General features: G+C 54.4%; 8 protein-coding genes and 3 tRNA genes. 7 read left to right on the top strand and 4 right to left on the bottom strand.

The genetic code is table 11. The features are described from left to right. Window positions 1-637 (top strand): DUF6273 domain-containing protein (locus ACJROR_RS11630; protein WP_406547178.1); only part of this gene is annotated, 637 nt, incomplete at its 5' end. Window positions 638-744: 107 nt separating this feature from the next. On the opposite strand, the gene ACJROR_RS11625 is transcribed toward ACJROR_RS11630, so the two are convergent. Next, a complete protein-coding gene (locus ACJROR_RS11625) occupies window positions 745-2,631 on the bottom strand; it encodes an EAL domain-containing protein (protein ID WP_406547177.1) in 1,887 nt (628 codons plus the stop codon). 374 nt (window positions 2,632-3,005) lie between these two features. After that, window positions 3,006-4,739 (bottom strand): hypothetical protein, encoded by a 1,734-nt coding sequence (locus ACJROR_RS11620; protein ID WP_406547176.1) that lies wholly within the window; start codon window positions 4,737-4,739, stop codon window positions 3,006-3,008. A 396-nt stretch (window positions 4,740-5,135) separates the two neighbouring features. Here ACJROR_RS11620 and ACJROR_RS11615 point away from each other — a divergent pair. The 5 genes from ACJROR_RS11615 (at window position 5,136) to xseA (ending at window position 8,541) form a co-directional block, all read left to right on the top strand. Further along, window positions 5,136-5,209 (top strand) — tRNA-Cys (locus tag ACJROR_RS11615). Between the two features lie 29 nt (window positions 5,210-5,238). Then, window positions 5,239-5,312, top strand: a tRNA-Cys gene (locus ACJROR_RS11610). A gap of 39 nt (window positions 5,313-5,351) precedes the next feature. Beyond that, window positions 5,352-5,425: transfer RNA gene (locus ACJROR_RS11605), tRNA-Cys, on the top strand. A gap of 282 nt (window positions 5,426-5,707) precedes the next feature. Then, a complete protein-coding gene (locus tag ACJROR_RS11600; RefSeq protein ID WP_406040115.1) occupies window positions 5,708-6,631 on the top strand; it encodes a methyl-accepting chemotaxis protein in 924 nt (307 codons plus the stop codon). 89 nt (window positions 6,632-6,720) lie between these two features. Then, the gene (gene xseA, locus ACJROR_RS11595; RefSeq protein WP_406547175.1) at window positions 6,721-8,541 is read left to right on the top strand and encodes an exodeoxyribonuclease VII large subunit; all 1,821 of its coding nucleotides are present in this window, start codon (window positions 6,721-6,723) and stop codon (window positions 8,539-8,541) included. Between the two features lie 15 nt (window positions 8,542-8,556). On the opposite strand, the gene ACJROR_RS11590 is transcribed toward xseA, so the two are convergent. Then, window positions 8,557-11,853 (bottom strand): tellurite resistance TerB C-terminal domain-containing protein, encoded by a 3,297-nt coding sequence (locus ACJROR_RS11590; RefSeq protein WP_406547174.1) that lies wholly within the window; start codon window positions 11,851-11,853, stop codon window positions 8,557-8,559. Window positions 11,854-12,154: 301 nt separating this feature from the next. On the opposite strand from ACJROR_RS11590, the gene ACJROR_RS11585 reads away from it, so the two are divergent. After that, window positions 12,155-13,657, top strand: coding sequence for a tetratricopeptide repeat protein (locus tag ACJROR_RS11585; protein WP_406547173.1), 1,503 nt, complete (start codon window positions 12,155-12,157; stop codon window positions 13,655-13,657). A 96-nt stretch (window positions 13,658-13,753) separates the two neighbouring features. Here the strand turns inward: ACJROR_RS11585 and ACJROR_RS11580 are convergent. Further along, window positions 13,754-14,041: hypothetical protein (locus ACJROR_RS11580; protein WP_406547172.1), on the bottom strand; the 288-nt coding region annotated here is incomplete at its 5' end.

Genomic DNA, 14,041 nt, shown 5'->3' with positions numbered 1-14,041 from the left:
CCGGTTAGAGATGTTTGGGGTTCAGGAATCGGAAAATTCCGTTATAGCCGTAAACGGAATTGATTATCCCGCGGCAGATGATATTGTTGTCCCCGGGGGAATTATTAAGTTCGGACGTTATCCCCGGAGCGATCAGGGCCCGGAAGAACCCATTGAATGGCTGGTGCTGGAGGTATCGGGCAATGAGGCCCTCCTGATCAGTCGTTACTGCCTGGGGTATAGCAAGTACCACCACGAGTGGGTTATTAGAATGTATTGGGAAAACTGCGATCTTAGGAGATGGCTGAATAATGACTTTTTGCGGGTGGCGTTCTTGAGAGAGGAGTTTGAGAGGATCAAGGTTTCAAAACTCCGCAATGACAATAATCCGCAATATGGCACCCCCGGTGGGAACTGCACTGAAGACAGGGTGTTCTGTCTCAGTTTTGGGGAGGCGGAACGGTATTTTCAGAATGATGAAGAAAGAAAGTGTGAGGCGTATACTGGCGAAGGTCTTTGCTCCTGGTGGCTGCGTTCGCCGGGCTGTGGTCAGGATCAGGCGTCGAATGTGGAAACGAACGGCAGACTAAATACGACTGGTCGCATGATCCATTACGGTGGCTATGCTGTGCGGCCCGCTTTACGGATTATCCTGTAATTGGAACCTTCTAATCGGGAACAATCTCCGCATAAGAGATGCAAAAAACGCCGCAAATTATGCGGCGTTCTTTTAGGTCTTGGTCAGGCTCCCGGGGAGCCCTTCAATCAGGCGAACATCGGACGGGGTTCCGGAGCCGGGCCGTTCTTTTCCTTTTCCAGATCTACGTCATCAGTAAGCTCAGCCGGCTTGGCAACTACATAACCCTGAACGGCATCGATGTACAGATTTTCCAGATGCTGCTTCTGAGCTACGCTTTCTACGCCTTCAGCCACTACCACGCATCCCAGTCTGTGGGATACTTCGATGATCATGCGGATAAACTGCAGGGAGCTCAGATCAGTATCGAACTTCTGGCAGAGGTTCGGATCCAGCTTGATGTAGTTAGGCTTGAGATCTCTGTAGATGGTGAAGGATTCAATGCCGTGGCCGAAATGGCTGATGCTGGTATTGGCATGGCTGCGGCCGATGATTGAGAAGAGTCTCTCAGCGGCTACGACGTTGCTGGAGAGAATCTGCTCGTCAATCTCAAATACCAGGTTCGGGGCAATGTCCGCATTTCTGAGCAGGGTTCTTTCCAGCCAGAGGAGGAAGGAGGTGCTGATGAGGGCATTAGCGGACAGGTTGATGCCGAAGCGGGCATCGGAGCCTTTCTGCAGCTTTCTGTACTTGGAGATAATGGCCTCGATGATCATTTCCTCCAGACGTACCAGAAGGTCATGTCTGAGAGCGGCAGCCAGAATGGATTCAGTGGAAAGAGCCTCTCCGTCCTTGGTAAAGAAGCGGGCATAGATCTCGAAGTACGGCCGGATGGAGATGTTCATGCTTCTGATAGGCTGATAGTAAAGGGTAATGGCCTTTCTGTTAATGATGTCAAGAACAGTCTGACGCCAGTGCATTTCACCCTGGAGATAGCCTTCGGTGTCTTCCTTCTGGATGTAGTAGCCGTTGATGGGGCCGGTCTGAGCTCTGGCAAGAGCGAAGTCAGCGCGGGAGAAAATCACCTCTTCTCTTTCGTTATTGGTGAAGAGGGTATAGCCGGAGTAGCAGATGCTGTCGAAATCAAAGTCCTTGCGGAAGCTTTCGATCTGCACCTTGAGATCCTGATTCAGGAGAACAATCTGCTCTTCCTTGCCGCCGGGAATGAGGATGGCAAAATCAGAACCGGAGATACGGTAGGCCTTGGCATTGTTGAAGGTCTTGATGGCGTTGTTAACCAGCTCGGCCACGTCATGGATGTACTTGTCGCCCATCTGATAGCCGCGGCTCTGGTTGATGTCCTGCACGCTGGAGGATCTGATAATGCCGAGAATGCTGGTGCCGTTGGTCTGCTTGGTAAGCTCTCTGGTGAAGTCTCTCTTGAACATGTTGCGGTTAAAGAGTCCGGTGAGCGGATCAATGGCAGCCTGACTTTCGAGAGTTTCAACCTTTTCCAGAGCATCCTTGAGCTTGGTGGTGTTTTCTCTTTCCTGCTTGGTCAGCACCTGGGTGATTTCCTCATAGGGGAGGTCATCATACCGCTTGTCCACAATGGCCTTGCGCATCTCGACGATGTCTTTCTGGTTGTTTTTGGTCACAATGGAAACGGCAAAGGCTGCCGACAGGAAGATAGATACTACAGCGGCAGCGAGGCGAATTAAAAGATCCTTGAAGGCCGGAGAAGGAGGCAGGGAAAAGCTGGCCTTGACTTCATTGCTGGAGATGGTGTGGTCAAGAGGCAGAAGAGCGCTGGCAGCGCCGGACTGGAGTTCCGGAGCGGAATAGCTGTAGATGCTCGCGCCGTTCTTTTCAACCTTAAGCTCGGTAAGACCGAACTCGTTAATAAGCTGAACGCCGTCGAAGGCATCAGCGCTGGCTGCTGACTCAATGCGGTTTCTGACCTGATCAGCCGACTGAGAAACCTCTTCGCGGCTTACGAAGTACAGAACCCCCACACATATTAAGCTCAGTATCGCAGCTACGCCTAATGCTTTGTTCTGCGCAGACATTGACATAAAGTTATCTCCCTAGTTATTTTCATTGCCGGAAATCTGTTTGTGCAAAAGATTTTCGTCCCGGAATCTCTGGTAAAAGAGCAAATCCGAAGAGTTGCGAGTGTGCGTAAATCCATCATTCTACACCGCCGCCCGTTTCCTGACACCGTCCGGTCTTATCAAAACATGACAGCAGTCTTATATTTAAGCATTCCCCGCTTCGTCAGAGTGTTCTCCCGAGGATTTCTTCTGCAGCCGTTGTTGACGCCTTTATCATTTCAGCAGCTATAGTTTATCATTATTTTGACCTGTGTAACATTTTTTATGTTAAAAAAATGTAAAAAGAGGCAATTCTGTTGACAAACGACACTGCGGTTTCGCCGCGATCCCGCGGGCTACTCGCTTTTTTCCGGTTCCTCCGGAAAGTCCTTCGCAATCACGGCGGCATTGGCATTCAGGAGCCGCAGAATGACCTCAGGGGAGCTCTTCATATTCTGAGCATAAATGGCGGAGCCTTCCCGGGCAAAGCGGTACCAGGCGGTGTCCACCTGATCATCCTCATCGGTGTTAACAAAAATCTCATACCATTTTTTCACCCGGGGAATGGTAAACAGGAGATCCAGATCCTGTTCCGTGGGGTTATTCAGGGACAGATGCCAGCGGTAGTTTTCCGAAAGGTGCAGGCTGTTCACCACATCATCCATTTCGTGATTGCTGGTATTGCCGGCCAGCATAATGATCTGAACCTGTTCGTAGCTGGGGGCGTTCTTGCCGCCTTTTTTGCTGTCCTTTTTGCCGCCGGAGGAGCGTCCGGCCTGGCTTATGAGGTAGTAATGCCGCGGGAGAGCCCGGGTGGAGAAGGGGACTTCGCAGTCAATTTCCATGGCATCCTCGTTGGTGAGCTGGAGAGTGTTCACGCCGGAGGGAGATCTGCAGAGGGGATCCCGGGCAATTTCATCAGCCAGAGTGTCAATGTCGCTGGTGCTGAGAATCATGGGAGTGGCAGCGGCGGCCACGGCTATGGTGCGGATATTGCTGTCCGGGGAATCGGCAAACACCGTGATGTTGTTGCTGAAATAATTTTCCGCCCGGTTTCTGATGGACAGATTGTTTTTGTGGAGCGAACTGGAAATGCCGGAGAGGGGCATCTTCCGCATTTCCTTTACCGTATAGGCGGGATCCGTGAGCTTTTTCACGATGTTATCCTCGTTAACGGCATGAGTAAAGCTGACGTCCCGGAGCACCGCTTCCCGAAGGGCGGCTCTCTGGTCATCCGGAGAAAGCTTCGGAAAATCCGCCTGAAGGAAGCGGTTTACCGAGTTTACCGGAAGGCCTCTTACAGTAATGGTATTAAAGGGCTGCCGGTAATCGATTTCGTTTTCGGAAAGCACATGCACGAGGACAATGTTTTCCTGCCGGGTCTGGGGCTTTTCCGGAGCATCTGCGCTGCTGTAATCTTCTTTTCCGTCATTCTCCCCTTTGTTTTCGTCATCGTCTCCGGACTTTGCCTTATTGGAGGCGCCCGGAGCGGCATCGCCCTTGAACGGGGATTCGTAGGGCTGGGAGAGGAGGGCATCCGGAGCCAGTCTGGAGTAAAAAAGATGGGTGCTGCGGCTTCCGCAGTCCAGATAACCGAAGACGGAAGAGCCGAATTTTTTGGTTTTCAGCTTGTTGTCCACGGAGCATTCGTTGGTGATGTTTTCAAAAAGGGCCTCATCCGAGGTTTCTGGAACGTTCTGGGCGGAAATGAGGCTGCCGGTGAACTCCGAGTTAATCATGCTGCTTTTAAGCTTTTCCGCCGAGGTGTTGCGGACGGCGATTACCTGGATCAGCGGAGTTTTGCCGCGGTAAACGGTCAGCTGAAAGTAGTCCTTGTTATACTGAATGTCCTTGAAATTTATCCCTCCGGAGAGCAGGTTGAATGAAGCGGGGTACATCCGCACGGTCATGGGATTAAACTTGTCGCTGCTTTTCCGGGGAGTGAGCACATAACTGAGGAAGGTGCCGCTGAATGAGGTGTTGACATCGGCGCTTAGCTTTATGGTATTGACGGCTCCCGGGGCTCCGGCGCTGAGGAACATGGCGAAGCAGGCTGCCAGAGCGGCAAGCGGTTTAACCTTGAACTGCATTATGGGGTCTCCTGTGGTTCTTCCTGAAATTCAGCCATCCTGTGACCGGAATCCTGACATTTTTCCGGGCATTGTCCACGATTATAGTTTTACGGCAGCGTCATGAGGATGATTTTTTTATGAAAATGCCTGTAAAATCATGATCCTTTTTTAGAAAACACGTCTGAGATCATGTTTCTGCGGAATGGGGATTATGCTGCCGCGGACATGAGCGCCGGAGAAAACTCCGGAAAATTGCGGAAAAAGCGCGGTTTCGGGAGCTTTCCGCCCCCTTTTGCCGCCTTTTTAAGCCGTACGGCCGGGCAAAACCCCTGATTTCCGGGATTTTTGCATTTTCTTTTGACACCGGAGATTTTTTCAGTATAATCATCTGCGTTCACGGCATCCCCGGAAACTGGCGCGATAGCAAAGCGGTTATGCAGCGGATTGCAAATTCGTACAGTTCAGTTCGACTCTGAATCGCGCCTCCATATTTTCAGCTTTTCCGGATTGTCCAGACGGCGCGATAGCAAAGCGGTTATGCAGCGGATTGCAAATTCGTACAGTTCAGTTCGACTCTGAATCGCGCCTCCACATTTTTCAGCTTTTCCGGTTTGTCCGGATCCTCCGAATGGCGCGATAGCAAAGCGGTTATGCAGCGGATTGCAAATTCGTACAGTTCAGTTCGACTCTGAATCGCGCCTCCATCATTTTTTACTAATCCCTCAGCTTCTCCGCATGTTTCGGCGTAATGACCTGCCGGTGTCCTTGCTCCCGGAATTCTTTGAAAACAATGCCAAATACCCGAGCAAAGTTCTCATTTTTGGCAAGAAAAGGCGTTCTGAAAGGGATAAAAGCAAAAAATGCCGGTTTTGTTCACAAATATGAACTCTCTTTGCTTATATGATTACACAATAGACTTCTGATCTTCCCGGGTGTGAAGGATCAACTGAGCCTGGCGGATTACATTTTGAGAGTGAGTAATTAAGATGTTCTTATTTAACAACAAAGCAGAAAAGAGCGCTCAGGAGCTGAAGAGCATGGCCGGCAAGGGCGCAGCTCTGACGGATTCCCTGTGTGAGCAGTATGAGAATGTGAAGGCAATTGCTCAGGAACTGAGAGACGACATGGAATCCTTCAGCGAGTCCGTGTCCGGTCTGGCTCAGTCGCACTCCGATTTTTCCGAGGTCGGGAAGTTCAGCGACAAGGTGAGTTCTTCGGGCCGCCGGATTGTGGAATCAGTGCATGAGAGCATGAAGAATGTTGAGCTCCTTCGGGATGTGATAAGCTCCATCAGAACGGACATTGAGGATCTCCACGAATTCCAGGACAAGTTTGTCAAATCCTTTACGGCTCTCAAGGAACAGATGGACTCCATCAAGGAATGCACCCAGATAATTTCCACTCTTTCCGGTCAGACCAACCTTTTGGCTCTTAACGCCACCATTGAGGCCGCCCGCGCCGGCGAGCACGGCCGCGGCTTCGCCGTGGTAGCAGGCGAAGTAAAGAAGCTTTCCCTGGACACCGCAGACGCCTCCTCCAAGATCGATTCCAGCGTGGAGAGCTTTACCAATCAGATCACCGCCATCATAGCCGAGGCCGACAAAAACAGACAGCTTCTGGACGGCGTTTCCGCTTCTGCCGAGGATGCCATCAAGAAGTTCAACAACGTCAAGCAGCAGCATGATGAGAAGGTAGGCGTGGTTAACGAGATCATCACGGCTCTCACGGATGAGTTTGAGGTGATTAAGAAGAAGGTAACCGATTCCGACAATGCCGATATTGTGGAGGAGATTACAAATAACTGCGGCGAGATTCAGAAGAAGGTTGCTTCCGCTGCCCGTCTTAATGAGGACATCGACCGGAATATCCAGGATGTTCATGACGTCTTTGAGGATATGCAGAAGCTCTGAGCTGCAGAGGTTCAGCGGTAATTGACAGTTAAAATCGGGAAATGCCGGAGGGTGTTTCCCTTTTTGTTTCAGTCCGGGGAGGCCGGGAAATGGCGGATATCGGGGATATGGAGGATTTGTTCCGGGAGTTTATGCCGGCTCAGGCCGGATCTCAGGGGCTTTCGCAGTACCGCAGGCTTCCGGAGCCCCGGCTCCGGGACGCTGGAGAACCCCGCGTCTTATCCGTTTCAGAGGCCGCAGACCTCGTCAGGGAACGGGTGGAGGTTATCAAAAACGTCCGGATCCGGGGGGAGATCTCCAACTGGTCGTTCCGGAAGTTTCTCTACTTTTCATTACGGGAAAAGGATGCCGTTATCAGCTGCTGCATGTTCCGGGATCCCGGCATTCCTTCTCCGGAAATTGATCGCAGCGGCAAAATGGCGGAGGTGCGGGGCAGCTTCTCCTTTTATGCCAAAAAAGGCACGCTGTCCTTCCGGGCGGAAAGCATTGTCATTACCGATAAGGAAGGGCTTATCATGCAGGCCCTGCGGGATGGGATCCGCTTTCTGGAGGATCAGGGATATACCCGTAATCTCCTGCCGCTCCCGGCGCCTTCAGAGATTACCTCCGTCGGCATCATCACCGCTCAGGGAAAACAGGCGGCCCGGGATGCCGTGGGCACCATCAGAAGAAGAAACCCTTTGGTGAACATTGTGCTTTATTACAGCGCCATGCAGGGAGATGCCGCCCCGGAGCAAATAATGAATGCCATTTATCTGGCCAACATGAGAAGGTACCGGGATCATTGCGATGTGCTTCTGGTGGTGCGGGGCGGCGGCAGCGTGGAGGATCTGGCCTGCTTTAATGATCTTAAGCTCTCCGTTTATGCCACGGAAACCCGGATCCCCATTGTCACCGGCATCGGCCATACCGGCAACGACACCCTGCTGGATCATGTGGCCTCTCTTAAGGCCGCCACTCCCACTGCCGCCGCCGAGCTGGTTACCACGGATCTCCGGGAGGCGGATTCCTGGCTCCGGGCGTACCGGCTCCGCTACTCTTCCGTAATGAATAATTCCCTTGCCGCCCTGACCAGAAATCTGGATCATCTCCGGAGCCGCCTTAACAGCGTTTCTCCCGCGGTATTTGCGGCGGAAAAGCGGCAGTATCTCTCCCATCTTTCCCAAAGGATGATCTGGGCTGTCAGCGGACAGCTAAGCGAGCGCTATCAGGAACTGGAAGACCTTCGTAGCCGGCTGGAAACGGCGCGGGACAATGTACGGAATTACAGTCAGACCCTCCGGAGTCTGGAGCTTCGGCTGTGGAAGGCCGCTCCGGATCCCCGGAAATACCGCGGGGATCTCCTGGAGCTTTCCCGCCGCATGGGGAATATTTCCCGGGATCGTTTGCGGGAGAACGAGGAGCTATTACAGGATCTGGAGCGGCGGCTTCAGGCGCTCTCTCCGGCAAGATGCCTCAAGGAGCGGGCGGAACGGCTTCAGGATCTCCGTAATCGCATGCATAAAGCCATGAACGCCGCTTTGACCGTGAAGGCGCAGGAGCTCCATGAAAGGGCTTTGGCCTTTGCCGGAGTCCGGCCGGATCTGGGGGAATCCCGGCATTATCTGGAAAAGCTGAGAAGCCGTCTTGAGACAGGCGCCGGAGATAAGATCCGGCTTCTCGGGAGCAGTCTCGCGGTTCTGGCCGGGCGGCTTAATGCCCGGAATCCGCTGATGTTGCTCAGTCAGGGCTATGCCATTGTGTCCCGGGAGAGCGGCGGCATTGTGCAGAGCGGCAACACCAAACCCGGCGATCTCGTGCATATTCGGGTGCTGGGAGCCCGCTTTACCGCAGAGGTTACCGCAGCAGAGCTTCTCCCCGGTGAAAACGCCGCCGGTGACAGCGGAGACAGTGCCGCCGGAGGGAAGTAATTAGCTTCAGCGCGGTCAGGACTGCTGCAGGAGATCATTCAGGAGATCCCGGTCAAAGAACATGGGATCATCGGTTTCGATAAGAGTGCAGTCCAGATGCTCCAGGGCCCAGCTGTTAATGATTTCCATGGCGCCGTCGCTCATAAGCCCGAATTCCCGGCAGATCTTCACAAAGTCATCCTCGGAAAACTCTCCCAGCTGGCAAAGTCTGAGAATGAGCTCCCGGCAGTTTTGCGGGAGAAGTCCGAAAATTGTCTGTCCCGAAATAGCGCCGTCGCTGTCCACCAGGTCGGAGAGATCCTCCGGCGGCATTTCCGCAGCGGAAGCTGTTTGGGGTTCCTCCGCGGGGAGCGGCTTCCCCAGGGCCACGTCAATCGGGGCGCGTCCGTCCTTGGCCGCGGTTTTTCCGGAATCTCCGTCTGCAAAAATCGGGGCCAGAATCTCATGAACCAAAGAGGTTTCCCGGGTCTTTTCCCGGATCAGCGCGCGATCCAGCTTCGCCGGGGCCGCGGGAACCAGCGGGGCGCTGCCGGAATACGGCGGCTCCGGATACCGGCGCACCGGAGCCAGGGAGGCGGGGCGGCGCTGATACCCGGTGAGGAAGCTCTCCAGGAATCGGCCCCTGAGATGCAGATTGATGACGGAGAGGTTTTTCATGGTTATGGCCATGTCGCCCCCGGAGGTGACAATGTGCATCATGCGGATTAAGAGATCCTGCTCCGCTGCGGTGAAGGCGATTTTGGAGAGGGCGTTTCCGGGACGGCACGCCCGGCCGGCGGACTGCCTCAGAGCGGTGATGCCGGAGGCGTAGCTGCTCAGGCAGGAGGCCTCCTCGGCGGGCAGATTGGCAGATCTGAGCCAGGTTTTAAAGAATTCCAGAAGCCGGCCCTGCACGGTGTACACGGTAGCGGTGTCCAGCGCCAGACGGAAGCAGAGCAGAGCCTTGCTCTGCTGCTTTATCTTCGGCAGCGGAGCTTCCTTTTTGAAGGCGAAGCTGGAAAAGGCGCTTACCATCTCCTCATAGCATTCGTAGTCGGGATTCGGAAATACGGCAAGGCCCAGAATGTTTGCCACGTAATGGAAAATGCTGATGCAGATGCTGTGCTTGCCCAGATTGTAGATGCTGAGGGCCTTTTTGAGCTCATGGTAGCTCCAGGTTCCTTCGTTCGCCAGGCGATCCCGGAAGACGGTGAGAGAGCCCGGCAGAGGGCGGGCGGGGCGTTCCAGACTGTGCTCCATGATCCGATAAACAATATCGTTCTGAATATTGCTGCCGGACTGCGCCAGATACTGGTACATGAGAACCTGCCGGTTTTTGATCTGGCTGACCAGCCCGGAAAGGGCTCCGCGGGTCTTGTCGTCTAACCGCAGAAGGCCGGGAAAAAACTTCCGGAAGACCTTTTCCTTATAGGTGCCCAGAGCCCGGAAGAGACTTTTGGAGCTGAAGCCGGCCGCCGAGGAAACCGCATTCCGGATAAAATCCTGAAAGATATGCGGCCGCTCCTCCAGCATGGCATCAAACATATTTTTGGCATCGGCATAGAGCAGCCGGGAGGAATCCCCGGAAAAGCGCACATCTATGGTGTAGGATTTGGAGCTCAGAATATATTTCTGAAACATGAGATCCTGGATTTCCGCAGCCGTTGCCGGCGGCACGGGGACTCCGGAAAGGGAATGGCATTCCCTTTCCGGAGGTTCTCCCGAAAGAGCCTTTTCCAGACTGCCGTAGCTGTAAATCAGCACGGAGAGCCGGAGATCCGCATAGGTCTCAAAAAACGGACAGGAGGTGATAAGCTTTCTGATGCTGTCGGTCATTTCCTCCGGCCACAGCAGGAGATAGAGGGAAATGTCCTCTCCCATGGCACTGAGAATCTGCCGGAAATCCCGGGAGAAGGAGTTATTGATGCGGAGCAGATTCTGAAAATTATGCACCAGCCAGGAAAAGGCCCTCATGCGCTTTTCAGGAGCAATGATGTCCAGAAAGCCTTCCGCGAGGAGCCGGTAGGACAGATTTCCGGAAATGGCCGCCAGCACCGTTTCTGACGGGGTGCGGAAATCCGGGGTCTGGAGACTCAGGGCGAACAGCTTTCTCCGGTCGGCGGGTTCATCGCTGAAGGTGGACACGGTTTCCCGGGGGGCGATGATCTCCTGACTGCGCTGGTTCAGGGCAAAGGTCCAGAAGTTGTTCCCAGCCATGTTCCGGGTGTCCAGATACATATAGGCATTGGTGACAGCCACGTCCTGGATGTAGAGGGTGGCGTTTTCGTAAAATTTCAGATGCTCCGGATCGATAAAGTCAATTTTTCTGGCGTTTTCATGCACCTCCGCCTGAAACGCCCGCATGCGCTCCGGAGGGCAGGAGCACAGGGGGGAGGTGTCCCCGGCAAAGCTTCCGGTGAGGTTCTGCATGGGGGCGGTGATCTTCGGAAACAGAGCCTCATTGAACTCCTGCCGTTCCTGATCCAAAGCGCCTTTTCTGCGGAGCTCGGAGCGGTAGTATTCCAGAAGATCCGTGATAAAGCAGCAGTCATCCCAGGAAAACGAGGTCAGGGCGCACTCGCTGTTCTGGGCGCAAAGCCGGCCCAGCAGGCTGAGAAAGGCCTTCTGGTTGGCGCTGTCCGGAGCCAGGGGCTTCAGGTAGCGGCCCTGCTCGCTGAGATTTGTCCGGAGAATCCGGCTGGACATGCTGCCGGAAAAGCAGTACTGGAGATAAAGCTTGCCCTCGTCCGGAAAACGGGACTTTTCCAGCCAGCTGTTTATCAGGGCGCGCTGCTCCGCGGTGAGGAGCCCCTCCGGAGAGGCTGCGAGCCAGATGGCTTCAAAAAGGTGGACAAACACCAGAAAATTGCTGATCTTTTCTTCGGCCACCTTTACCCGGTGCGCCGCGAGAGCGTTGGTGTTCTTGTGTCCGATATATGTGCGGGCCGCAATGATGTCCGGGTCGCTGAAAAGATCATACCCCCGGCAGACAATGAAGCGATCCTCAGCGGAAAAGCTTTCTCCGTAGTTTCCCGGCGGGGCGAATTCCGTCCGGGCTTCCTTTTTGAGGAAGGATCTCAGACTGCGGAATACCGCGGCAGGCGGGGCGCTTTTGAGTCCGGCGGGATCCAGCCACAGAATGTCAAAAAGCTCCTTAAGGCTGGTGTTCAGCATTCTGACGGCATTGATCTCCGCGCTGAACTGCTTCAGGATGTCCCGGAAGGGCGCCGGGATGAAGGAGCCGTCCCGGATTTCTTCAAGACGGAACTTCCTGCTGGCCGGGTTTTTCAGAGTAATCCTGACCATATTTGAGCCTGACGCTGTCCGTGCCATCTTTGTCTCCGCCGCTGATTAAAAACTTAAGGATCCATTATACCTTTTTCGGTTCGGATGACGTGATTATCAGGAACCGGGATTGCCATTTATGGGAGATATGCGAAATTTCCGGTTTTTTCCGCCGCCGGGGCGTGATCATTTATGAATTCGTTCTCGCGGGGTGTTTATTGATTTCGTAAGATCAGTATAATATGCATAGTCAGGCATGACAGCCGGACAGGGATGTCCGCGGCCGGGCGAAAACCGCTCCTGCCGGAGCCTGACAGTTTAAGGGATTTAAAAACAGGTTTTTTTATATATGCGTTGGTACCTGAGTGGCTTGGCGCTGGGAATAGCGCTGCTGGGAGCTTCCGAAGCTTCGGCTGTTTCCGTCGCCTCCTGCGCGGAAGCCCGAATTGAGGCGGGACTCTGTCAGAAAGCTGTGGCCGGGGATGGCCAGGCTCTTTATGATGTCGGAATGAAGTTTTTCAGAGGACTTGAGGTTAATCAGGATATTGCCGAGTCCTTTGCCTGGTTCAAGGCTTCCTCCGACAAGGGCTATGGTCCGGCCTTCACCCAGCTGGGCAAGATGGCCGAAAACGGCCAGGGCGGCACTCGGGACTATGTCCGGGCTTACCGGATGTACCGGGCCGGGGTGTCTGCCGGCGATCATGAGGCGGAATACCGGCTGGGACTCCTGTATCTCCACGGCTACGGCGTCATCGAGGATAAGGACAAGGCGGCGGACTGGCTGAAAAAGGCCCGGGACGGCTATTATGCTCCGGCGGAGGAGGCACTGAAGCCGCTTCTGGAGGAGCTCTCGCAGCGGCAGCCGGCGGCTAAGCCCCGGGAGAGCGCCGCCAGCAAGAATTTCTACAACCAGAAAAATACTCTGTCCCGGCCTTATGTTCCGGAAGCCGCCACAGCGCGCAGCGAAGATCTGAGCTTTATTGACTTCCTTAATGCCGAAGCCCCCTGGTGGACGATTCCGGCAATATTTTCCGGCATTCTTCTGTATATTGCGTATAAGCTGGCAGTGATCTTCCAGGAGCGCCGGCGGAGACGGGAAGTGATGAAGGATCTGGTGCGGCGCGCCATTGTCAGAAGCGCGCAGAACCGCGAGTACGAAGGACATAACAACTGGGCTAACAGACCGGCCTCTGCGGTTGCTCCCGGCGGCGCTCCCGCGCAGGATCGTTCCTTTGCCGGCAGCGATGCCGCAGGCAAGGTCATGCTGAAGAATATCGAGGAGCTGGTGAAGGCCATCTGGGGCGAAAACGAAGAGCTCCGGAAGGTGGTGGTCAAGCTGGCGGGACTCACTCCTGACAGCAGTGATTACGTGCCCTGTCTGGACGTTATGAGCCGGCATATTTCCGATGCCCGGGAAAAGCGGCCCCTGGGCAACAACATTGCGGAGCTGGATCTTCTGGTTATCAGTCTGGAGCAGGTGCTGGAGGAGGCTGTGGGCACCATCTCCCAGTCCTCCGGCGGCAAATTCGCCGGCAACTACCGTTATCTGGCCGCCAATATCGCCCGGGGCGTCTGGAATATTACCGATGAATCCTATGCCGAGCGCATTGGCAGCGTGATCATTAACACCATCGCCCACTACGAACGCCATGACTCCGGCGTGGTGAGCGCTTTGTCTTCCGCGGTGCGCACTGCGGTGGTGAACATTGCCGGGGAGCCGGGGTCTTCGTACCGTAGCCAGAGCAAGCTCCTTTCGGAAAACCTGAAATTCACCGAATGCACTCCCATTGAATCGGAAATGATTCTGGGCGGTCTGAAGTTCTTCGCGTTAAGAAGAGGAACAGGATCCTAGGATAAGGTTCTCTGAAAGGAAGGTTTAGGTTTGACCGTTTTCCGGTCAGAAAGTCCCCGCAGGATCGCGGGGACAATTTTTTTGCAGGCCGGGGATTCAGGCGAAGAAGCCGATCCGGGATCCTCCCTTCACCCGGTCATTCAGGCTCTCGGGAAGGCTGAAATCCTCGGGGGCAAGCTCTGCCAGGGCTTTTTTCGGGATTGCCTTTTTGCCGTAGAGCTTTTTCAGCCGCTGGGCCTGGGCGAGCTCCGCTCCTTCAATGAGGTTTCTCACAAACCGCCCGTTTCCGAAATCCTCCCGGGTTACGGCCTTTTTGAAGATGTCCCGGCATTTCTCCGTGGCTTCAGGGGAAATTGCCACCTGCTTCTCCTTAAGCATCAGCTT

This window comes from Succinimonas sp., from assembly GCF_045225735.1.
Lineage (GTDB): Bacteria > Pseudomonadota > Gammaproteobacteria > Enterobacterales > Succinivibrionaceae > Succinimonas.
Note: the sequence above shows the minus strand (reverse complement) of the source record. Positions and strands in the feature narration are given on the sequence as shown.